We start from the raw sequence: 21,473 nt of genomic DNA on the forward strand, positions 1-21,473 counted from the left end.
GTCGAGTACGCAGGCACAACCCATCGCTTCGGGGAAGACGGCCGCGCGTTGACGAGCGGCCGCGCCGGGGCCACAATCGCATTGTCAATCGCTTTGTGAACGCGGACGAGATGCTGCAGGGCTAGGTGAAGAGCATGGCCGAGAAGAAGGTCAAGCACCCGAGCGTCGAGGAGCGTGCATCCCACGGCAAGGAATGCCGCCAGAGGACCCCTGTCTCCAGCCACGCCGGCTGGCTTCCCGCCGCGGGCCGACCCGATCCGATAGCACTCCTCGAGGAACAGAACCGGACCAGGGAGCGGGACCTTGTGCCGGTGCGTCACGGCCGCATGCTGGCCTCGCCGTTCACGTTCTACCGGGGGGCGGCCAAGATCATGGCCGCGGACCTGAAGGACACGCCGCGGGCCGGCCTTAACTCCCAATTGTGCGGCGACGCCCACCTGTCCAACTTTGGCGTGTTCGCCTCGCCCGAGCGAACCCTCCTGTTCGACCTGAACGACTTCGACGAAACTCTTCCGGGGCCGTTCGAGTACGACGTCGAGCGTATGTCCGCGAGCTTCACGATCGCAGCCCGGAACAACGGGTTCACCACGGACGAAACACGCGAGGTGACGCTCACCGCGGTTCGGGCCTACCGCGAAGCGATGGCCCAGTTCGCACAGATGCGCACCCTGGACATTTGGTACGCCCGCCTGTCCGAGGACCAGTTATTGGCAGCCATCGACCTGGCCGTGAAAACCCAAAAGGGCAAAGCGCTCAAAAAGGCAGCCAAGGGGATGGGAAAGGCGGCGCGCCAGAGCCTCGCAAAGGCCCACGGTCGAGACAGCCTGCAGGCACTCTCCAAGCTCGCCGAGCGCGTCGACGGGAAGTACCGCATTGTCAGTCAGCCACCCATTGTCATTCCCGTGCGGGACCTGGCGGAGACGTACGGGATGTCCGGCGACGAGGTGCAGAACGCGGTTCACGACCAGCTCCGGTCCTACCGGGCCACCCTGCAGGATGACCGGCGGCAGCTACTCGAACAATTCGAAGTCATCGACGTCGCGCGCAAGGTCGTGGGCGTCGGCAGTGTCGGGACGCGGGCGTTCATCGCCTTGCTCCAGGGGCGGGATCAAAAGGATCCGCTGTTTCTCCAGGTCAAGGAGGCCACCCGATCGGTGCTTGAGGACCACCTGCCCAGGAGTACGTTCTGGCAGCCGGGCGAGCGCGTGGTGCAGGGACAGCGGATGATGCAGGCCGCCAGCGACATCTTCCTGGGCTGGACCAAGGGGGCGCAGCACAACCGGTACCTGTATTGGCGCCAACTCCGGGACATGAAGGGCTCAGCGCTGGTGGAAGCGATGAAGCCTCGCGGCATGACCTTCTATGCCAGCGCCTGCGGCTGGACCTTGGCACGCGCGCACGCCCGATCAGGTGACCCGATTGCGATCGCTGCGTACCTGGGCAAGAGCACCAAATTCGACGCCTCAATCGCCGATTTCTCCGAGCGTTACGCCGACCAGAATGAAAAGGACTACCAGGCCTTCGCCGAGGCAGTTCGGACCGGCCGCCTGGAAGCGACCGAAGGCGTCTAAGTCCGCCACTTCCAATCTAGCGGGCACACGGGGGCTTGCGGCAAGGCCCCGGTCATACCGCAAACTGGCTCGGACGTGCCCGGCTGAGGCGCACACGGAAAAGGCTTGGAGAGGCGGGGGCTGTGATGGCTGATGTGATCGTTGCCGGGGGCGGTCCGACCGGGATGATGCTGGCCGGCGAGCTGGCACTGGCAGGAGTGGAAACGGCCATTGTGGAGCGCCGGCCGAGGCCGGAACTGGCGGGCTCGCGTGCCGGCGGATTCCACTCACGGACCATCGAAATCCTCGATCAGCGCGGAATAGCCGACCGGTTCCTTGCCGAAGGGCAGCGCGTCCAGGCGGCGTTCTTCGGCAGCACGAAGCTGGACGTGAGCGACTTTCCTACCCGGTACCCCTACACGCTTGGCCTGTGGCAAAACCATATTGAGCGGATCCTGGCTGGCTGGATCGAGGAGCTGGGCGTGCCGGTTCATCGCGGACTCGAGGTGGCCGGCTTCGGCCAGGACCACAGCGGGGTCGACGTGCAGCTCGCCGACGGACGGCTGATGCACGCGCAGTACCTAGTCGGTGCGGACGGCGGGCGCAGCGCCGTCCGGAAGGCGGCCGGGATCGAGTTCCCCGGCTGGGACGCGACGAGGAGCAGCCTGATCGCCGAAGTTGAAGTGACCGAGGAGACGCCGGCGGGCGCCCGCATCGACGAGGTGGGGATTCACGGGCTGCATTTGATGGAGGACGGGCGCACCATGCGGGTGATCGTGACCGAGAAGCAACCTGGGCCGGCCACCGAGCCCACCCTGGCCGACCTGGGCAAGGCGCTGACCGACATCTATGACACCGACTTCGGAGTCCACCATCCGACCTGGATCTCGCGGTTCACCGATGCCACGCGGCAAGCCGCCGCCTACCGCAGCGGCCGCGTGCTGCTGGCCGGGGACGCCGCGCACATCCATGCCCCGTCCGGCGGCCAGGGGATCGGGCTCGGCATCCAGGACGCCGTGAACCTCGGCTGGAAGCTCGCCCAGGTGGTCTGGGGCATCGCGCCGGACAGCCTGCTGGACACCTACCACGCCGAGCGGCACCCCGCCGGAGCCCGCGCGCTGAAGCACACCATGGCGCAGTCGCTCATGCAGCGCGCCGACCCGCGCATCGGCGCGCTGGCCGACACGGTGGCCGGCCTGTTGACGATCGACGAGGCACGGAAACAGGTTGCCGGGCTCATTTCCGGTCTGGACGTCCGCTACGACCTCGGCGACGGGCACCCGCTGCTCGGTCGCCGGATGCCCGATCTCGACGTCGTGACAGCCAACGGCCCGCTGCGCGTGTTTACTCTCCTGCGCGATGCCCGGGCGGTGCTGCTCAACCTCGGTTCGCCCGGCAGCGTCGACGTGGGGCCGTGGGCGGACCGGGTGCAGCTGGTGGACGCCGCGTACGACGGCGGGTGGGAACTTCCGGTGATCGGTCCGGTCAGCGCTCCCGCAGCGGTGCTGGTCCGGCCCGACGGTCATGTGGCCTGGACGGGAGACGGGACGCGGTCTGGGCTGGAGGACGCGCTGGCCAACTGGTTCGGCCCGGCCCGGCGACAACATCCGCAACACCCCGGAGACGCAAAAACTCCCCCGGTTTCCCGGGGGAGTTGACGCGGAGACGGGGGGATTTGAACCCCCGGTCGAGTTTAACCCCGACCCTTCATTAGCAGTGAAGTCCATTCGGCCGCTCTGGCACGTCTCCATCCGCTATTGCTAGCCACACAAGACTACCCAGAACCAAGGGTCAAGAGCAAAACCGCCGAACGGCTTAACCTGTCAGCGCCCGCCACAGGAACGTGTGCGAGAGGGCCTGCAGCCGGGCGGTCTGCTTGTTGTCGCTGGCGCCGGCGTGGCCGCCTTCCAAGGCCTCGTGGAACCAGACGTTCTCAATGCCCAGCTCCAGCATCCGCGCGGCCATTTTCCGTGCCTGCACCGGGCCCACCCGGTCGTCCGAGGTGGCGGTCCAGATCAGCGCATCGGGGTATTCGGTGTCGGGCTGAAGCAGGTGGTAGGGCGAGAAGGTGCGGATGAACTCCCACTGCGCCGGGTCCTGGGGATCCCCGTACTCGGCAATCCAGGAGTAGCCGGCGGACAGCTGGGTGTAGCGGGCCAGGTCCAGCAGCGGCACCCCGCAGGAGACCGCGCCGAACAGATGCGGGTAGCTGGTGAGCATGTTGCCCACCAGCAGTCCGCCGTTCGAGCCGCCCGCGCAGCCCAGCCGCTCCCGGCGGGTGACGCCGCGGTCCATCAGGTCCTGCGCCACCGCGGCGAAGTCCTCGTAGGCCCGGTGCCGGTTGGCCTGCAGCGCCGCCCGGTGCCATGCCGGACCGTATTCGCCGCCGCCGCGGATATTGGCCACCACATACACCCCGCCGCGGCCGTCCGCGGTGCGCTGTTCCAGCCACGCCCGGCCCACGGTGCCGCTGTAGCCTGGTGTCCTGGCGATCTCGAACCCGCCGTAACCCGAAAGCAGCACGGGATTGCCGCCGTCGTGATTGAGGTCTTTTGGCGCCACCTGGAAATACGGCACCTGGGTTCCGTCCTTGGAGGTGGCGAAGTACTGCTGGACCTCGTAGGCAGCGGAATCAAAGTACGACGGCGAAGCCTTGACTTCCGCTGCCGGCCCGCCGATGGTGCCACGCGAGAGGGTGGAGGGCGTGAGGTAGCCGGTGGCCACCAGCCAGTAGTCGTCCGACTCCTCGTCATCCACGGCCGAGGCATCCACGGCGTGCAGCGGCGGGCAATCTTGGAGCTCGGATGCGGACCAGCCGGCCGCCGGATCCAGCACGCGCACCTGCGAGGACACATCGTGCAGCAGGTTCAGCAGCAGGTAGTTCTTCGTCCAACTCCAGGACTGCAGCGAGGTTGCCGCATCCGGCGCGAACAGCACCTGCACGCTGCGGTCTCCGGCCAGGAAGGCTTCCAGCTCAACGGCCAGCAGCGAGCCGGCCGGGTGGACGGAATCGCCGAGTTCCCAGTCACCCTGCGGCCGCATCAGCAGCCACTGGCGGTGGATGTCAACGTTCACGTCGGTGGGCACATCGATGGGCAGCCAACTTCCGTCGCGCCGGAGATAGGTGCGGTAGTTGAAGAAATCGATGACGTCCACCGCGACGTCGCGTTCGAAGCCGGGGGTGGAGTCGTGGCCTACCTGGGCCAGCATGTGGTCCTCGGGGACGTTGAAGTATTCCTCCGCCGCATCCGGCGCCTGGCCGCGCTGCAGGATGCGGCTGGTCCGCGGATAGGAGGAGGTGGTCAGCGAGCCCGGTCCGAAGTCGGTGCCCAACAGGATCCGGTCCTGATCCAGCCACGAGACGTAGCTCTTGGCCACCGGGATGTCGAAGCCTCCGGCGACGAAGGCGCGGTCCTCGACGTCGAACTCCCGCAGCCGCACAGCGTCGCCGCCATCGGGTGAAAGCCGCAGCATGGCCCGCCGGTAGCTGATGCCGTCGGCCGGCCGCAGGAAGGCGGAGCCGGCGTAGACCCACTCGATGCCTTCGGCCGCGGCCAGCGCATCCACATCCAGCAGGATCTCCCATTCGGGCGAGTCGGTCAGGTAGCTCTCCCAGAACGTGCGTCGGAGCAGGCCGCGGGGGTTCGCCTTGTCCCGCCAGAAGTTGTAGTAGTAAGCGCCGCGCTTAGTGACGGCCGGGATCCGGTCCTCCGCGTCGAGGACCTCCAAGATGCCGGCTTCCAGCGCGGTGAACTGCCCGTCCAGCAGCTTGTCCTCGGTGCGGCGGTTCTGGCCCTTCACCCACTCCAGCGGCCGCTCGCCGTAGATGTCCTCCAGCCAGATGAAGTCGTCGTGGGGCAAATGCGTGCTGTCCTGCGCGGAATCTTGGGCCATGCCACCATCCTAGGCATGCCGCCGCGGAGGTTCCGTGCGGTGCGCGGTCGGGAACTTCCGAGCCGCTCCGGCCGGACGTTCGGCCTGTAGACCGTAGGCTAGAAAGCATGGATAATCCGGGCATCTATCGGGTGGCGATCGTGGGCGCAGGCCCGCGGGGCACCTCCGTGTTGGAACGATTGCTGTCCAACCAGCACGCGCGCGGTGGAGCCCGGCTGCGGATCCATCTGGTGGATCCGTTCCCGCCAGGGCCGGGCCACGTCTGGCAGCCGGGCCAGTCGCGGTTGTTCCTGATGAATACGCCCTGCCTGTTCCCTACGGTGGTGCCGGCACCCGGGACCGAGCATGTGGGGCCCGAACCGGTGGCCGGGATGACCTTCGAGGCCTGGCGCTCCGCGGTGGCGGACGGCAGCATTCCGGATGTGCCGGCGGATGACGCTGCGGAGGCGGCGGCGCTGGGGCCTGCCGATTTTCCCAGCCGCGCGCTGTACGGGCGCTATCTGGCCTGGACCTTCGCGCACCTGGCCGCCCGGACCGGGGCGGATGCCTCGCTGACCGTTCACGCGGCGGAAGCCACCGGTCTGGCACGGCACGACGCCGAGTGGCAGCTTGAGCTGAACGACGGCACGACTCTGCCGGCCGACGCCGTGGTGCTGGCGTTGGGGCATCTGCCCGCCGCGCTGAACCCGGAGCAGCAGCAGCTGCAGGATGCGGCGGCGCGGCACGGCCTGCACTACCTGCCGCCGAACGTTCCCGCCGACGTGGACTGGGGCCGGCTCCCGCCCGGGCGCACGGTGCTGGTCCGCGGGATGGGCCTGAACTTCTTCGACCTCATGGTCCAAGTGACCGAAGGCCGCGGCGGACGGTTCGTGCCGGCGACGGACGACAAGCCGCTGACCTACCTCCCGTCGGGGAAGGAGCCGCGGCTGGTGGCCGGGTCCCGGCGCGGCACCCCCTACCGCGCGAAGGCCAGAATCGATAGCTACATCCCGGCCGGCGTCGAGTTGCAGCACTTCACCACGCACGCAGCCCGCCTGTTTGCCGAAGCCGGCGTCCAGCCCGGCTTTGACCACGACTTGTGGCCGATGCTGCACCGCGACGTCTATTGGACCTATTACTCCACGCTGGCGCGGGTGGAACCGGAGTGCCTGAAGGTGGCACCGCAGGAGCTGCTGTCCGGGTTGGACCAACTGCTGGCGGAGAAATGGGAGCCAGGAAACCGCACGCTGCTGACGCGGGTTCGGGCGTACCTGGCCGAGCGGGTCAGCCAGGACAGGTTGCTGGACGTGGAAGGCATGGCCAAGCCCTTCAGCAGCCGCAAGTTCACGTCCGCCGCCGAGTATCAGCAGGCGGTTCTGGACTACCTGGACGCCGACGCGAACGGCTCTGCGCGAGGAACCGATGATCCGCTCAAGATGGCCATTGGGGCCCTCAACGCCGGACGTTCGCTGCTCAAAAAGATTGTGGCCGACGGCGGCATCACCGAGGAATCGTGGCTGGCCGAACTTCGCGGCTGGTTCGAACCGCTGGTCGAGGGGCTGGCCAGCGGACCGCCGGCCCAGCGCATCGAGCAGTTGGCTGCCCTGGCGCGGGCCGGCATCGTCCAGTTTGCGGGCCCCGAGCCGGTCTACCAGGTGGATCCGAACACCGGCCGCTTCCGGGTCACTTCGCCGTGGGTCGACGACGCCGACTACAGTGCCGCCTACCTGGTGGAGGCGATGATGCCGGTCAATCGGGTGGCCCACAACCGGTCGCCGCTGCTGCGCCGGATATTGGAGGATGGCCTGGCCAGGCCCAAGCTGATGATCGGACCCAATGGCGCGCCGGTGACCGGTTCCGGCCTGGATGTCACGCAGCCGCCGTACCGCCCGCTGGATCGGAACGGACAACCGGTGGAGAACCTGTATGTGATCGGGCTGCAGCTGTCCTCGGTGCAGTGGGGCACGTCGATTGCCGCCGAAGCCGGGGCTTCCGGGGAGACCGGCGGCCGGACCTTGCAGGATGCCGACCGGATAGCCGCTGCCATCCTCGACGCAGCCGACAACAGAAGCAGGGCCGCGGCCGCGCAGGCGGGCACCGCCGTCGTTGGCAGCGGGATGCTAGGGCACTGACGCCGTCACTGCCGCCGACAGTAGTGGGCAGATGAGGCAGGCAGGCCCTCCCCGGGTGGGAGGGCCTGCCTGTCTCCTTGCGTGGCTGCCGGTGGCTGAACCGCTGAGGCTTGTCTAGCGCTTCTTTCCGCCGGTGCCGCGGTCCTTGTCCATGTCCAGGCCCACGATGATCGGATCGTGGTCGCTGGCCCGGTAGGGATCCGGGGCGTAGAAGTTGGTGGCGTTGTAGTTGTACCGGCTGTACTCCAGTGCGATCGATTCCACCGAGTTGATGTTCCAGATGTCGGCGCCCTTGACCTTCGCGTCCGCTGCGGGCGAGGCGAAGATATAGTCCAGCGAGCCCACCATGCCGCCGAAGCTGTAGCTGTGCTCGCCGGTCTTGGCGCCCTGATCCACATAGCCTGCGTCGGTGAGGACCTTGATTGGGTCCTCCTTGGCGTAGGAGTTGAAGTCGCCGGTCAGCAGCACCTTGTCGGTCCCGAACTTCTCCTGCATCTGCTCCGCGAAGTCCACCAGTGAATGCGCCTGCGCGGTGCGGGCTGCATTCCAGGCACCTTGGCCGTGGTCGGCGTTCTCACCCGAGTTGGGGCCGGAGCCCTTGGACTTGAAGTGGTTGGCGATCACGATGAAAGGATCCGAGGGTCCGTTCTTGGCCTTGAACGCCTGGGCCAGCGGCTTGCGCGCGTTGGCGAAGGCTTCGGTGTCGTTGTGGATCACCGACTCCTGGACCGTCTTCACTTCGTCCTTCTTGTAGATGAACGCGGTGCGGATGAAGTCCTCGTCCGCCAGCGCCGGCAGCTGCTCGGGCGACCGGACGTAGTCCCAGCCGCCGTGCGCCTTGCCCGTATGCTTGCCGTTGTGGCGGGTATCGCCCAGGTCCGCGTTCAGTGCTTTGGTCAGTGCGGCCAGGGCGGCATCGCGGTCCTTGCCGAACTGGGCGGAGTTCTCGATTTCCTCCAACGCCACAATGTCAGCGTCCAGCGCGTTGATGGCCGCAACGATCTTGGCCTGCTGGCGTTCCAGGTTCTCCGCGTCCCAAGCGCCGCGGGCATCGCAGTTTCGGGCCGTGATCGGGTTGCCGTCGCGGTCCGTGAAGGCACCGCAGCCGGCCACCTGGTCGCCGGTGGTGCTGAAGTAGTTCAGCACGTTGAACGAAGCCAGCTTCACGCCGTCGACCTGCTCCGGCGCATTGGTCCGAGTGTTCTGGAACGACGCCGGCTGGACGGTTTCCGCATTGTCCACCGTCAGGTGGCCCAGCGGCTGGAAACGCCAGAGGTCGAACCGGTAATCCAGCACCACGTTGGTGGCGAACTCGGCGGGGGAGCCCACCCGGACTGGATCCTCGGCGGACAGGTACGGCAGCGGGATGTCCTTGTTGGCGTCCGCGCCCAGGTAGTTGACGCTCGAGCCGTCGTCCAGTGTGACGGCCAGGGCGGCGTTCTTCTCGGTCTCGGCCCAGAACGCGTCCGAGCCATAGGCGCCGACGGCGGTGGGCTGCACCAGCGGGGAGTTCCCGGCGGCAAGGCCGATCTCGCCGTACTGGTTCAGAGCGAAGTTGTCGGTGACGGTGAAACCGCCCCGGGGCGCCAGCAGCATGCCCTCGAACTTCTCGCGCGCCTCGTCCGTGGCCGGCCAGCCGATGGCGGCTGCCTTCGGTGCTTCGGCGGCCTCCTTGAGCAGTGTCAGGCCATCGGCAGGCACGGTGATTTCGGTCAGGCCATGGAACTCGCTGACCTTGCCGGTGACCTCCACGAAATCGCCAATCTCCACGTCACCGACAGTCGCGGGGGAGAAGACGAACACCGCGTCCGAGGCGGTTCGGTCGCTGGTGTTGGTGTCGCCGCCGGCCCCCTCGGTCTGCAGGTAGTAGCCGTCGAAACCGCCGGTGGCATAGGCCGCGGTCACGACACCGTGGGTGGTCACGGTCTTGCCGGCCAGCGGGGACTGGGTGCCGGTGCCCTGGATGTCAGCGATGGTCGCTGCTTCCGGCTCGGGATCACCGCCTCCGTTGTCCTCGCCGGAGCCTTGCGGGGAGATGTCTTCGCTGAGGCTGAAGTCCGCCGCGTTGTTGTTGCTGTCGGCACCGTCGGCGCGGTTCATCGACCGCACGTCCGTGTTGCTCTTCGGCGGCTGGGCCGCTGCGGTCTCGAAGGTGTTCGAGGTGCCGTAGCCCAGCAGGTCCACCACATTCCTGCGGTCGACCACCGAACCGCTGCCCAGATCGGCCACTGCGCCGGCCTGGTTGGCTAGCAGCAGGGTGCCATTGGTCCCGGAGGGCGACAGGCTGGTCACCAGGTCCGGTTCCGGCAAGTCCTTGCCGCCGGGACCGTTGGAGTTGGCCTGCACCAGGAAGTAGCCGCCGGCCTCGATGCTGCCGGACAGCGCCGCCACACCCGTGGGGGTGGCGGTTCCCGTGGCCGGCCGGTACTGCAGCGACCAGCCGTCCAGGCTGACCTCGGCGTCGGTGGGGTTGTAGAGCTCGATGAACTTGTTCCGGTAGGCAGCGCCGGCGCTGCCGCCGGACAGGTACGCCTCGTTGAGCACCACATGGTCGGCACCGGTGCCGCCGCCGGCCTTAATGGCGGAGGGCAGACGGAACGTGGTTCCGGAGGCGGCAGCGCTCAGTTCGAAGTAGCCGCCGTCCAGGTTGGAAGGAGCGGTGAATTCGATGGAGGCACTGCCATCTGCCACCGGGAAGGTGCCCAGCTCGGTGCGGGTGCCGGCCGCGTCAACGTAGGCCAGCGACACCTCCTTGTTGACCGGGGCGCCCAGCGAGGTCAGGTCCAGCTTGGCCAGCTTCACGCTGACCTGCTGGCCGGGGCCGATGGATTCCGGTGCCCCGGTCACCTGCATGGTGCGGCGGGCGAAGTCGGGCGAGAGCGGGCTGTTGTCCTCGATATAGGCGATCCAGGCGTCTCGGTCCACCAAGCCGGAGTCGCGGGTGTCAGCGCCCTTGGTGAAGACGTGGAAGTTGTCGCCGCCCTGGGCCAGGAAGCTGAAGGTGCCCACCCGGTAGCCGCGTTCCGGGTCCAGCGGTTCGCCGTTGACCCAGACGCCGGTGATGCGCTCGCCTTCGGGCAGCGCCGCGTCGTAGGTGTAGTTGACGTTCTTGCTCAGGCCCAGCTGCAAGTAGGCGCGGCTGGGCACCTCGCCGGCTGCGGTGCGCTGCCATTGCTGCTCCAGCATGGTCTTGAGCTGGGCGCCGGTCAGCGTGGTGGTCCACAGGTTATTCAGGAACGGCAGCACCCCGTTGGCCTCGGCGTAGGTGACCGTGCCGTCGGGCGCGTAGTAGAGCTCGTTCCGCAAGCCGCCGGGGTTCACAACACCGATTTCGGCACCGCCGCGTTCGGCGGAGGCCAGGGATGCCAGCAACGAATCGGCCACCAGGTTGCCCAGCGTCGATTCGGAGCCGCGGTCGTCCCGGTCCGGCGCGGAATCCGCGTCAGGCCCGTCAGGCAGGAACGCGGTGGTGATGTCGCCAGTGACCGAGCCGACCGGCTGGGCGCCGACCTTTTCGGCGTTTTCCAGCGCGGCCTGGACGATCGAGGATACTTCGGCCATCCGCGGATAGGCGGATACCAGTTCACCATCGGCGGTGCCGGTCCGCGGCACGACGGCAGCGGTATGCGCCAGCACCTCACCGGTTTCGGCGTCGTAGCTCAGCTGGACCTGGCCGATGTTCGCGCCGTAGGAACCGGTCTGCACCACGGGCCGGGTCTTGCCGTCCGCGCCGGGAATAGGGGCGTCGAAGCTGTAGGCCTGGTGGGTGTGGCCGTTGAAAATAACGTCCACGATCGCGCTCGTCTCGTTGACGATCCGGTTGAACACGGCACTCGCCGCCACGGCGCTGGCCAGGTCCGCGTTCGTGTTGGCGCCCTCGTGGTAGGAAGCCATAATGACGTCGGCTTCGTCCCCGGCGCCGTCCGTCAGCTCCGCCGCCACCCGGTTGACGGCGTCCACCGGATCGCCAAACTCCAGGTCGGCGATCCCGCCCGGGGACACCAGCGAGGCAGTTTCCTCGGTGACCACGCCGATCACGCCAACGGTCACGCCGTTGACCGGGACCAGCTCGTACTCCGGCAGGGCCGGTTCAGAGGTGCCGGCCCGGTACACATTGGCGCCCAGTTGGGGGTACTTGGACGCAGGGGCCACACGGTCCCTCAGGTCGGCGAAGCCGCGGTCGAACTCGTGGTTGCCCACCGCCGTCGTCGCCAATTCCAAGGCATTGAGCACATCGATGGTCGGCTGGTCCTGCTGCGTGGAAGACGCGAAGACCGAGGCGCCGATGTTGTCGCCGGCGGAGGTAAGCAGCGTTCCCTCGGGGTTCTGCGCCCGGAGTTGTTCCACGGTGCCCGCGAACTTGACCGTGTTGGCGTCGATCCGGCCGTGGAAATCGTTAATGCTCAGAAGGTTGAGTTCGACCGGATCGGCCGCATGCGCAGGTAACGCCGCGAAGGGCGCCGCCACCAGGCCTGCCGTCAGGACCGCAGCCAGCGCGGTCTTCGGTGATGAAGTAGCCATTTGGCCCTATCTCTCAAGGTGAAAGTGATGATCCGCGCACCCAGGGAACGGCTGCGGCACGGCTGCACGGTGCAAGCACCGCTCCCCAGTCCAGCTGGCAGGGATGAACGGGAGGTTACCCGAGGGCCAGAACCAGCGGAATACTTCTGTGAAAGAACAGCTTCAAAGGGGATGAAACGTTCGCTAGGGCTTGACAGAAAGGTCTAGGCCTGTAGGGCCAGTGGACCCGGCGGGCTTCGGGCATGCTAGGCAGAGTGGTGCAGGATCCGTGGGCCCTTGGGCAGGGCGAGCCGCGGCCGTGCGCGACCCGCTCGACTACCGGCGGCTGTCCTTGAGCGTGCCGGTGGTGGGCTCATCCTTGGCGCCCACCAGGCAGAGCAGTTCGCGGTCCTGCTCGCTGCTCCAGCTTGCCTCGGTGGGGTTCAGATGGATCAGCTCCAGCGCAGAGTCGTCGTAGGGGATGCCGGCGAAAGCCTTGAACTCTGCCACGCAGAACTCTTCGGCCTTGGCCGCCACTTCCTTGTCGCCGGGGTAGTCGCCGTCGGGCAGGTTGCTGGACGCGAACGCCTCCAGTTCGTGCGGTTGATCGCACGGCACGAACTCCACCTCGGTGAGGCGCTCGGCGCGCGGGTTGTTCAGGCAGTCGCCCACCTTGATGGTGTACGCGCCGGCGGAAGCGGCTTCGGTCACGGCACCGGATGCATCCCGCGGCGGCTCCTGCGGGCCGCCCAATCCGCAACCGCTCAGCGCTGCCATGAGGACGACGACGGCGGACGCCTTGAGCGGGCGGCGGCGGACAGGCGCGGACTGATTGGGCACGGGGTCTCCTCGGCTTAGGGGTGCAACGACTCGTAGCCGAGGGTATACCGGCGGCGCGGGCGAGGCAGAATACGCGCCCACCTTGACCGTGAGGTTCCCCGTCTTATGACGTGAAAAGCAGCAGGTGCCCGGCCGGACGGCCTGGACACCTGCTGCTGAAGCGGAAGGTATGGGATTTGAACCCATGAGACGGGGTTACCGCCTACTGGTTTTCAAGACCAGCTCCTTCGGCCGCTCGGACAACCTTCCTCGCCTTGTAGTCTGTCACGGAGGGGCGCGCGCGGGCAAAGTGCGCGCCCGCAACGTTTCTGCGTCCGGACAAGGCAAGTGAGGCTGGCAATGAGAGCGGTGTTTTATGAAGGAGCAGGCGGCCCCGAAGTCCTGAGGCTGCGGGACACTGAAGCCCCGCAGCCGGCCGAGGGCGAAGTGGTGATCGACGTGGCTGCCGCCGGCGTCAATCGCGCCGACGTGCAGCAGCGCATCGGCGTCTACCCGCCGCCTCCCGGCGCCTCCGAGATCCCAGGCCTGGAAGTGTCCGGCCGCGTGTCCGCTGTCGGCCCTAACGTCACCGCACCCCGGGTCGGCGACGAAGTGTGCGCCCTGCTGGCCGGCGGCGGCTACGCCGAACAGGTTGCGGTCCCGGCAGGACAGGTGCTGCCGGTGCCCCGGGGCGTGGATTTGGTGACGGCCGCGGCGCTGCCGGAAGTGGCCGCCACGGTCTTCTCCAACCTGTTCATGGCCGCCGGCGTGCAGGCTGGCGAAACCGTACTGATCCACGGCGGGGCCGGCGGCATCGGCACCATGGCCATCCAGTTGGTCGCCGCTTTCGGAGCCGTCCCGGCGGTGACGGCCGGCAGCCAGGAAAAGCTCGACGTCGCGCGTGAACTGGGTGCCGAGGTGCTGATCAACTACCGCGAGGAAGACTTCGTGGAGCGGATCAAAGAGGCTACCGGGGGCCGCGGCGCGGACGTCATCCTGGACGTCGTGGGTGCCAAGTACCTGCAGCGGAACGTGGACGCCCTGGCCACCTCCGGTCGGCTGGTCGTGATCGGCCTGCAGGGCGGGGCCAAAGCGGAACTGAATCTGGGCCAGCTCATGGCCAAGCGCGGCGCGGTCATCGGCACCACCCTGCGCTCGCGGCCTGCGGAGGAAAAGGCCGCCATCATGCACGCGGTTGCCGAGCATGTCTGGCCGCTGGTGGTGTCCGGGGACGTCAAACCGCAGGTGCACCGAACCTTTGCTTTGGCGGATGCTGCCGCGGCCCATGAGTACTTCGATTTGGGCGCTCACACCGGCAAGATCCTGCTCACCACCCGCTGAAAAGGGCGGCTCCGTTCCCTGTAGACGGCCGCGCTGCTACGGTGCATCGTTAATAGCATCGGCGTTCTATGAAGGGGGAGCATCATGAGTGAGAAACCCACCGGAGCCCTGCCCGGGCAAGCCGGAAACGAGCCGGATTCCGACCTGCTGGTCCAGGACCCGAACCTGCCGCCGGTAGCGCTGGATCCGGCTGCGGAGGCCGCGCAATACAAATGGACGCCTACCAAGGTTGTTATCTGGGTCGCCATCGCGCTGTTGGGCGGGGTCAGCTGGAGCATGCTCGCCTTTTCGCGTGGTGAAACGATCAACGCGATCTGGTTCGTTTTCGCCGCCGTCTGCACGTATTTCATCGGCTACCGCTTCTATTCCAAGTACATCGAGAACAAACTGACCCGCCCCAACGACCGGCGAGCGACGCCGGCGGAGTACAACGCGGACGGCAAGGACTACGTGGTGACGGACCGCCGCGTGCTCTACGGCCACCACTTCGCCGCCATCGCCGGCGCTGGACCGCTGGTCGGACCCATCCTGGCCGCGCAGATGGGCTACCTGCCCGGCACGCTGTGGATTATCGTCGGCGTCGTCCTGGCCGGCGCGGTGCAGGACTACCTGGTGCTCTTCTTCTCGATGCGCCGCGGCGGCCGCTCGCTTGGCCAGATGGCCCGCGAGGAACTGGGCCTTATCGGCGGCACCGCCGCCCTGATTGCCACGTTGACCATCATGATCATCATCGTGGCCATCCTGGCCCTGGTCGTAGTCAACGCCTTGGGCGAGTCGCCCTGGGGCGTCTTCTCGGTCTCAATGACCATCCCGATCGCCCTCTTCATGGGCATCTACCTGCGCTTCCTGCGGCCGGGCAAGGTCAGCGAAGTCTCCATCATCGGCTTCGTGCTGCTCATCGCAGCCATCGTCGGCGGCGGGGCGATTGCCGAAACCGGATGGGGCGCGGCAATCTTCACGCTGGACCGGACCACCATCGCCTGGGGCATCATCATCTACGGCTTCATCGCGGCCGTGCTGCCGGTCTGGCTGCTGCTCGCTCCGCGCGACTACCTCTCCACCTTCATGAAAATCGGCACGATCCTGATGCTGGCACTGGCCATCGTGCTGGTCCGGCCAGAGATCAATGTCCCGGCCTTCAGCGAGTTCGCGGGCCGATCCGACGGACCCGTCGTCCCCGGTTCGCTGTTCCCGTTCCTGTTCGTCACGATCGCGTGCGGCGCGCTCTCGGGGTTCCACGCGCTGATTTCGTCCGGCACCACGCCAAAGATGCTGCAGAAGGAGAAGCAGAGCCGCTTCATTGGCTACGGCGGCATGTTGATGGAGTCTTTCGTGGCCATCATGGCGCTGGTCGCGGCCATCTCCATCGACCGCGGGATCTATTTTGCAATGAACTCCTCGGCGGCGGCGACCGGCGGCACGGTGGAAGGCGCGGTGGCCTTTGTCAACAGCCTGGGCCTGTCCGGCGTCAACCTGACGCCGGATATGCTCACCGAACTGGCCCGTAACGTGGGCGAGCAATCAGTGGTCTCGCGGACCGGCGGTGCGCCCACCCTCGCCGTCGGCCTCTCGCAGATCATGCACACGATGATCGGCGGCGTCACGATGATGGGCTTCTGGTACCACTTCGCCATCATGTTCGAGGCGTTGTTCATCCTCACCGCGGTGGACGCCGGAACCCGCGTGGCCCGCTTCATGCTGCAAGACACCATCGGCAACGTCCTGCCGAAGTTCAAGAACATGTCCTGGCGCCCCGGTGTCTGGATTTGTACAGCCATCATGGTGGCCGGCTGGGGGTACATACTGATCCTGGGCGTCACCGATCCATTGGGCGGCATTAACACGTTCTTCCCGCTCTTCGGCATTGCCAACCAGTTGTTGGCGGCCATCGCGCTCGCGGTCTGCCTGGCGATCGCGGCAAAGCGCGGAGCCTTCAAGTACCTGTGGATCATCGCGCTGCCGTTGGCCTTTGCCTCCGTGATCACCATCTGGGCTTCGATCTTGAAGATCTTCAGCCCGGATGTGAAGGTGGGCTACTGGGCCAACAACATCGCCAACCGCGATGCCCTGGCGGCTGGCAAGACCAGTCTGGGGAACGCCAAATCGGTAGAGGAAATCGAGGCGGTGATCCGCAACACCGCGGTGCAGGGCACGCTGTCAATAGTCTTCGTCGTCCTAACCATCATTGTCATCGCCACCGCATTGATTGCCACCTACAGATCCTGGCGGCTGGGCGGCGAGCCCTCGCACGAGGACCCCGCAGTGGTGTCCTCCATTTACGGGCCGGCAGGCCTCATTGCCAGCGGGCCGGAGAAGGAACTGGAGAAACAATGGAACGCCTTGCCCGCTGCGGCCGGGCGGGGAAGGACGGGCCAGAGTCATGTCGAGCATTAACTGGCCCCAGGCACGGCGCGGCTGGCGGAGCTTCGCTTGGTACTTCAAAGGAGTGATGGGCGAACACGCCTACCAGGACTATTTGGAGCACCATCGGCGGACCCACCCGGGCACTGAACCGATGAGCGAACGCGAGTTCTGGCGGGACAAGACGGACCGGCAGGAGAACAACCCGCAAGGCCGCTGCTGCTGACTCGAAAATAACGACGGCGGTGCCCGCACCGGAGCGCTGACAAGGAACGTTCCGGTGCGGGCACCGACGCGCCCTGAACAGGACGGGGTCCGGTCTGCGCCGGGTGGCGGTCTCTGGCAAGATGAAAACATGAGCGAAGAGCAGACGTCGCAGCCCGAAGAACCGGTCATCGTCGGCGCACTGTCCGGCCAGCCCCAGGAAGGCGGCGAACCGCAGCCCGAGGAGGCCGACGCCGACGCGCCCCGGTCCGGCCGCGGCGGCTCCAAACTCGCGGACCTGGTGGACGAACCGGCCAAGGTGATGCGGATCGGCACCATGGTTCGCCAGTTGCTGGAAGAAGTACGCAGCGCACCGCTCGATGATGCGGCCCGCACTCGGCTGGCCGAAATCCACGAGCGGTCCGTCAAGGAGCTCGAGGACGGGCTGGCGCCGGAGCTGGTCGAGGAGCTGCACCGCATCAACCTGCCCTTCACCGACGACTCCACACCGTCGGACGCCGAGTTGCGGATTGCCCAGGCGCAGCTGGTCGGCTGGCTGGAGGGCCTGTTCCACGGCATCCAGACCGCCATCGCAGCACAGCAGGCGATCAGCCAGCAGATGGCCGCGCGGATGCAGATGCGCCAGCTGCCGCCCGGCACCATGATTGCCCCGGGCGTCGTGATCGGCGATGACGGCGAACCGCGCCGCGCCACCGGGGCCGAGGGGGAGAACGCCGGCCAGGGCGCCGAACGCCACGTCGGTCCCGGGCAGTACCTCTAGGACCGTGGCGCTCTTCGGCGTTGCCCGGCAGGCCCGCCGGGACGATAAGGAACTCGGCAAAGGAATCTGGCGCCGCGCGCATGACCGGTTCCGGCGCGCCCTGGAACGCTACCATCAAGTCCTCGAAGGCGTGCAGGACGACGGACTCTACGGCGAACTGCTGCCCATTGCCAACCAGCTGGCGGCGCTGTTGCCCCGGGTGCGCAACTGCTGTGTCGCGGCGCAATCGAGGCATCCCACCGACGGCTTGGACATTCCGGGCGGCGCCTTGGCCGAGGTCCACCGAAGCCTCTCCAAGGCCGGCAACTCGCTGGCTGCCACAGCGCAGGCAGCAGCCATGGCGAGGCTCGGCGGCCCCCAGGGCTATGCAACCGGTGTAGAGAACGTGCGTCGCCACGCCGCCGTCGTCCTATCGGATCTCGCCGAGGCCGAGCGGCTGCTGGCCGGCCTGGAGCGCGGCGGCGCAGGGCAGCGTTAGCCGGCACCAGGCTATCGCCACCGTGGCCTCCGGGATCTGGCCGTGCCATCATGTTGGCAATCAGGTGCCAGTGTCGACGGCCCGGTGCCGGGCGGAATGGACGCACGCTCATGGCCTACATCAACTATCTCGGCGATGTGGGAGAGGGGGATCTCGTCGCGGCCGGTGGCAAGGGCGTTGGCTTGGGCGGCCTCATCCGGGCCGGGGTACCGGTGCCCCCGGGCTTCGTGCTGAACACCGCGGCCTACGCAGCTTTCGTTGACGCCAACCACCTTGCGGCGCGCGTCCAGGAGCTGGCCAATCTGGGGCCGCAAGCGGCGATGCAGGACTACCAGCGGGCCTCGGAGCAGATCCGCACCCTGTTCACCGGCGGCATCATGCCGGACGACGTCGCCGCTGAACTCGGCGCTGCGTACCAGGCGCTAGGTGACGGGGATACGCCGGTGGCGGTGCGCTCCTCCGCCACCGCCGAGGACCTCGCCGCGGCGAGCTTCGCCGGACAACAGGACAGCTACCTCAACGTGCACGGCGCCCAGGCCCTTGCCGCCGCCGTGACAGACTGCTGGGCTTCGTTGTGGACGGCCCGCGCCATGGCCTACCGGGCGCGTGAAGGCATCGGACCTGCGTCGGTGCGCCTGGCGGTGGTGGTCCAGCGGATGGTCAGCGCCGACGCGGCCGGGGTCATGTTTACCGCTAATCCGGTCAACGGCCGCCGCGACCAGATTGTGATCAGCGCCGCCTGGGGCCTGGGCGAATCCGTGGTCAGCGGCACGGTCACCCCCGACAACATCGTCATCGACGCGGGGACTGGCCGCGTGCTCTCGCGGCGGACAGCCGGCAAGGAAGTCATGACTGTGAGCGCCGAGCAAGGCACCCGGGAGCAGCCGGTTCCGCAGGAGCTCCGCCGCCAGCAGGTACTGGATGATCCGGCCGCTACGGCGCTGGCCCGCTATGGAGCGCGGATCGGGGACCACTTCGGGGCGCCGCAGGACATCGAGTGGGCACGGACCGGCGACGGGTTCTTCTTCCTCCAGTCGCGGCCCGTTACGGCGCTGCCTGAACCGGCGGCTGACCCCCTGGACAGCTGGCCCCTGCCCTACCGGAACGGGCTCTACTTCCGCGCGAGCATCGTGGAACAGTTGCCGGACCCGCTCTCGCCGCTGTTTGCTGACCTGGTTGACGGCGCGGTGTCGCGGTCGCTCAGAGCCCTGATGGACGAAGCCGTGGGCAAGAACGTGATTCACGACGGCGATGTGGGGCTGCCCACCGTCAACGGCTACGCCTACTATTACTACCGCAGCCGGGCGATGGTGCGGATGATCGGCCGGACGCCCACCGCGATGATGGCACTGGTGCGCGGCAAGGCCCACATGGGAGTCACCGGATGGCGGGACTACTCCCACCCCCGCTACGAGCGGATCGTTGCGGACTGGGCGGCGAAGCCGGTGCGGGAACTGTCGGGCGGGGAACTGTTCGGGGGCGTGCAGTCCTTGGTTGATGCTTGTGCCGTCTACTACACGGCGGTGCAGTCCATCATTCCGCTTGCCGCGACCAGCGAAATCTGCTTCACCGCGTTTTATAACAAGGCCGTCCGCCGAACCGAAGATCCGCCCGCCGTGACGTTCCTGCTGGGTTATGACAGCGAACCCATCCGGGCGGAAAAGTCCCTCTATGACCTCGCTGCCTGGGCCCGTGATGTGCCGGGGCTGGTCACGGTGCTCCTCGATACACCGTCGACAGTGCTGGCCGAATCACAGCGCGAGGGAACCCCTCCAGCCGGGGTGGATCCTGTCCTCTGGCGGCAGTGGCAGCCGCGGCTGCAGGCCCACCTCGACCGTTTCGGGCATGCGGTCTACAACCTCGACTTCATTCATGCGGTGCCGGCCGATGATCCTTCACCGCTGCTGGAAACCGTGAAGTTCTACCTGCGCGGCCAGGGCCACGACCCGTACGAACGCCAAAGCATGTCGGCCGCCCGCAGGGAGGACCACACCAACCGCATCGCCGCCCGGCTCGGGCAAACCCGCAAGGCCGCCGCATTCTTCCGGTTGCTGCGGTGGGCGCAGAACGTCGCCCCCATCCGCGAGGACGCACTGGCCGACGTCGGCCTGGCCTGGCCGCTGGTCCGCCGGATGCTGCTGGAGCTCGGACAACGGCTGGTCGACGCGGGCGTGATTGCAGAACCTGCCGACGTGTTCTGGCTGCGCCGCCAGGAACTGGCCAGCGCCGTCGACTTCGGCCTCGCCGCCCCGCGAAACCGCGAAGCCCCGGCGATCCGCGGCCCGGAACAACCCGGAACACCGACGGTAGCCATCACTGGAACAGACCGTCCCGTTCGGGCAGACGCAGTCGAGGAGCGCAAGATGCTGTGGCGCGGCCAGCTCAAAGCCGCCGCTCCGCAATTGCTGCCCGAAAGCCGGCTGATGGAACGAGCCTTCGGGTCCATGATGCCCGCACGTCCGCAGCAGGCTGAGGGCGCCATCAAAGGGATAGCAGCCAGTCCCGGCCGGGTCAGCGCTCCGGCTCGGGTTTTGGGCGGGCCGGAGGACTTCGTCCGGATGACTCCTGGAGATGTGCTGGTCGCCCGCATCACTACTCCTGCCTGGACGCCGCTGTTCGCGATGGCCTCGGCCGTGGTCACCGACGTCGGCGGGCCCTTGAGCCACAGCTCCATCGTGGCCCGGGAATACGGCATCCCCGCCGTGCTCGGCACGGCAGTGGCCACCCAACGGCTCGCCAGCGGCCAGCGGATCCACGTCGACGGCGACGCCGGCACCGTCGCGATCGACAACCCGCCCGCTACCTAAGGGGTATGTGTTCGTCGCATTTCTTCGGCAAGGGCAGGATTTTGATGTTCTAGCTGGGCGATGACGTTCTGCACGACGTCCGGCTGCTTGTTCTGGCTGAGCTTCGCTCTCGCGTCGAACCGTTCCACGAGCATCCGCAGTCCGACGGTGCCCTTGGCTATGCGGCGGGTTCCCTCTTCGTCTTCGCTGAGGTGCCGGCCGCCGGGATGATGCTGCTCAAAGTGCTCGGTGAGACGGGTGAGCATGTCGTAGTTCTCCTCATCGCTGAGGATTTCCGGCGTTCCGTAAAGATGTGCGGTGACGTGGTTCCAGGTCGGCACCAGATCGCCGGGTGCGTACCAGCTGGGGGATACATAGTCGTGTGGGCCCTGGATGATGACGAGGATTTCGTGGCTGCCGAGCTCGTGCAAAGTGTCGTCGGGGCGGCCGAAGTGGCTGACGATGGTGATCTCGTCACGGTCTTCGTCGAGCAACACCGGGTAGTGCGAGGCAACCAAGCCGTTGTTTGTGGCGGAAACGAAGGTGGCCCAGGGGTTGTTCCGAATCAGACGCTTGACTTCGGCCGGATCGGACAGCAGGTAGGCGGGCGTGTGCCGCATGAGGGGAGTTCCTTTCGGGAATGCGCCG

At 67.1% G+C, this 21,473-nt stretch carries 13 protein-coding genes and 2 tRNA genes; 9 read left to right on the forward strand and 6 right to left on the reverse strand.

Features of this window, described 5'->3' with window-relative positions; translation table 11 throughout:
• Positions 1-134: 134 nt before the first annotated feature.
• Both AC5RWX_RS09370 and AC5RWX_RS09375 read left to right on the forward strand, forming a co-directional pair.
• Positions 135-1,571, forward strand: coding sequence for a DUF2252 domain-containing protein (locus AC5RWX_RS09370; protein ID WP_493944459.1), 1,437 nt, complete (start codon positions 135-137; stop codon positions 1,569-1,571).
• 125 nt (positions 1,572-1,696) lie between these two features.
• Positions 1,697-3,208, forward strand: coding sequence for an FAD-dependent monooxygenase (locus AC5RWX_RS09375; protein ID WP_493957367.1), 1,512 nt, complete (start codon positions 1,697-1,699; stop codon positions 3,206-3,208).
• Positions 3,209-3,210: 2 nt separating this feature from the next.
• Here the strand turns inward: AC5RWX_RS09375 and AC5RWX_RS09380 are convergent.
• Both AC5RWX_RS09380 and AC5RWX_RS09385 read right to left on the reverse strand, forming a co-directional pair.
• Positions 3,211-3,299, reverse strand: a tRNA-Ser gene (locus AC5RWX_RS09380).
• Positions 3,300-3,365: 66 nt separating this feature from the next.
• Positions 3,366-5,444, reverse strand: a complete 2,079-nt coding sequence (locus AC5RWX_RS09385) for a prolyl oligopeptidase family serine peptidase (protein WP_493957366.1) — start codon at positions 5,442-5,444, stop codon at positions 3,366-3,368.
• 107 nt (positions 5,445-5,551) lie between these two features.
• On the opposite strand from AC5RWX_RS09385, the gene AC5RWX_RS09390 reads away from it, so the two are divergent.
• Positions 5,552-7,555, forward strand: coding sequence for an FAD/NAD(P)-binding protein (locus AC5RWX_RS09390; protein ID WP_493957365.1), 2,004 nt, complete (start codon positions 5,552-5,554; stop codon positions 7,553-7,555).
• A gap of 114 nt (positions 7,556-7,669) precedes the next feature.
• On the opposite strand, the gene AC5RWX_RS09395 is transcribed toward AC5RWX_RS09390, so the two are convergent.
• From AC5RWX_RS09395 to AC5RWX_RS09405, 3 genes are all read right to left on the reverse strand, one after another.
• Positions 7,670-12,076: an ExeM/NucH family extracellular endonuclease gene (locus AC5RWX_RS09395; protein WP_494097280.1), complete on the reverse strand. Its 4,407-nt coding sequence runs from the start codon at positions 12,074-12,076 to the stop codon at positions 7,670-7,672.
• A 315-nt stretch (positions 12,077-12,391) separates the two neighbouring features.
• Positions 12,392-12,895 (reverse strand): septum formation family protein, encoded by a 504-nt coding sequence (locus AC5RWX_RS09400; protein ID WP_493957363.1) that lies wholly within the window; start codon positions 12,893-12,895, stop codon positions 12,392-12,394.
• Between the two features lie 161 nt (positions 12,896-13,056).
• Positions 13,057-13,144 (reverse strand) — tRNA-Ser (locus AC5RWX_RS09405).
• A 90-nt stretch (positions 13,145-13,234) separates the two neighbouring features.
• Between AC5RWX_RS09405 and AC5RWX_RS09410 the strand changes: the two genes are divergently transcribed.
• The 6 genes from AC5RWX_RS09410 to AC5RWX_RS09435 all read left to right on the forward strand — a co-directional run bounded on the left by AC5RWX_RS09410 (position 13,235) and on the right by AC5RWX_RS09435 (position 20,846).
• Positions 13,235-14,215 (forward strand): NAD(P)H-quinone oxidoreductase, encoded by a 981-nt coding sequence (locus AC5RWX_RS09410; RefSeq protein WP_493957362.1) that lies wholly within the window; start codon positions 13,235-13,237, stop codon positions 14,213-14,215.
• A gap of 84 nt (positions 14,216-14,299) precedes the next feature.
• On the forward strand, positions 14,300-16,609 hold the full coding sequence (locus AC5RWX_RS09415) for a carbon starvation CstA family protein (RefSeq protein ID WP_493957361.1): 2,310 nt from the start codon (positions 14,300-14,302) through the stop codon (positions 16,607-16,609).
• Positions 16,596-16,802, forward strand: coding sequence for a YbdD/YjiX family protein (locus AC5RWX_RS09420; RefSeq protein WP_414960476.1), 207 nt, complete (start codon positions 16,596-16,598; stop codon positions 16,800-16,802). The genes AC5RWX_RS09415 and AC5RWX_RS09420 overlap by 14 nt, the downstream gene beginning before the upstream one ends.
• Before the next feature lie 129 nt (positions 16,803-16,931).
• The gene (locus AC5RWX_RS09425; protein ID WP_493957360.1) at positions 16,932-17,561 is read left to right on the forward strand and encodes a bacterial proteasome activator family protein; all 630 of its coding nucleotides are present in this window, start codon (positions 16,932-16,934) and stop codon (positions 17,559-17,561) included.
• Positions 17,562-17,565: 4 nt separating this feature from the next.
• Positions 17,566-18,039 carry a hypothetical protein gene (locus AC5RWX_RS09430; protein WP_493940912.1) on the forward strand — a complete coding sequence of 158 codons (474 nt, stop codon included), beginning with the start codon at positions 17,566-17,568 and terminating at the stop codon, positions 18,037-18,039.
• A 110-nt stretch (positions 18,040-18,149) separates the two neighbouring features.
• Positions 18,150-20,846, forward strand: coding sequence for a PEP/pyruvate-binding domain-containing protein (locus AC5RWX_RS09435; RefSeq protein WP_494097281.1), 2,697 nt, complete (start codon positions 18,150-18,152; stop codon positions 20,844-20,846).
• On the opposite strand, the gene AC5RWX_RS09440 is transcribed toward AC5RWX_RS09435, so the two are convergent.
• Positions 20,843-21,445, reverse strand: coding sequence for an FMN-binding negative transcriptional regulator (locus tag AC5RWX_RS09440; RefSeq protein WP_494097282.1), 603 nt, complete (start codon positions 21,443-21,445; stop codon positions 20,843-20,845). The genes AC5RWX_RS09435 and AC5RWX_RS09440 overlap by 4 nt on opposite strands.
• Positions 21,446-21,473 lie beyond the last annotated feature (28 nt).

The sequence above is a fragment of the Arthrobacter sp. SPT-J7 genome (genome assembly GCF_059089965.1).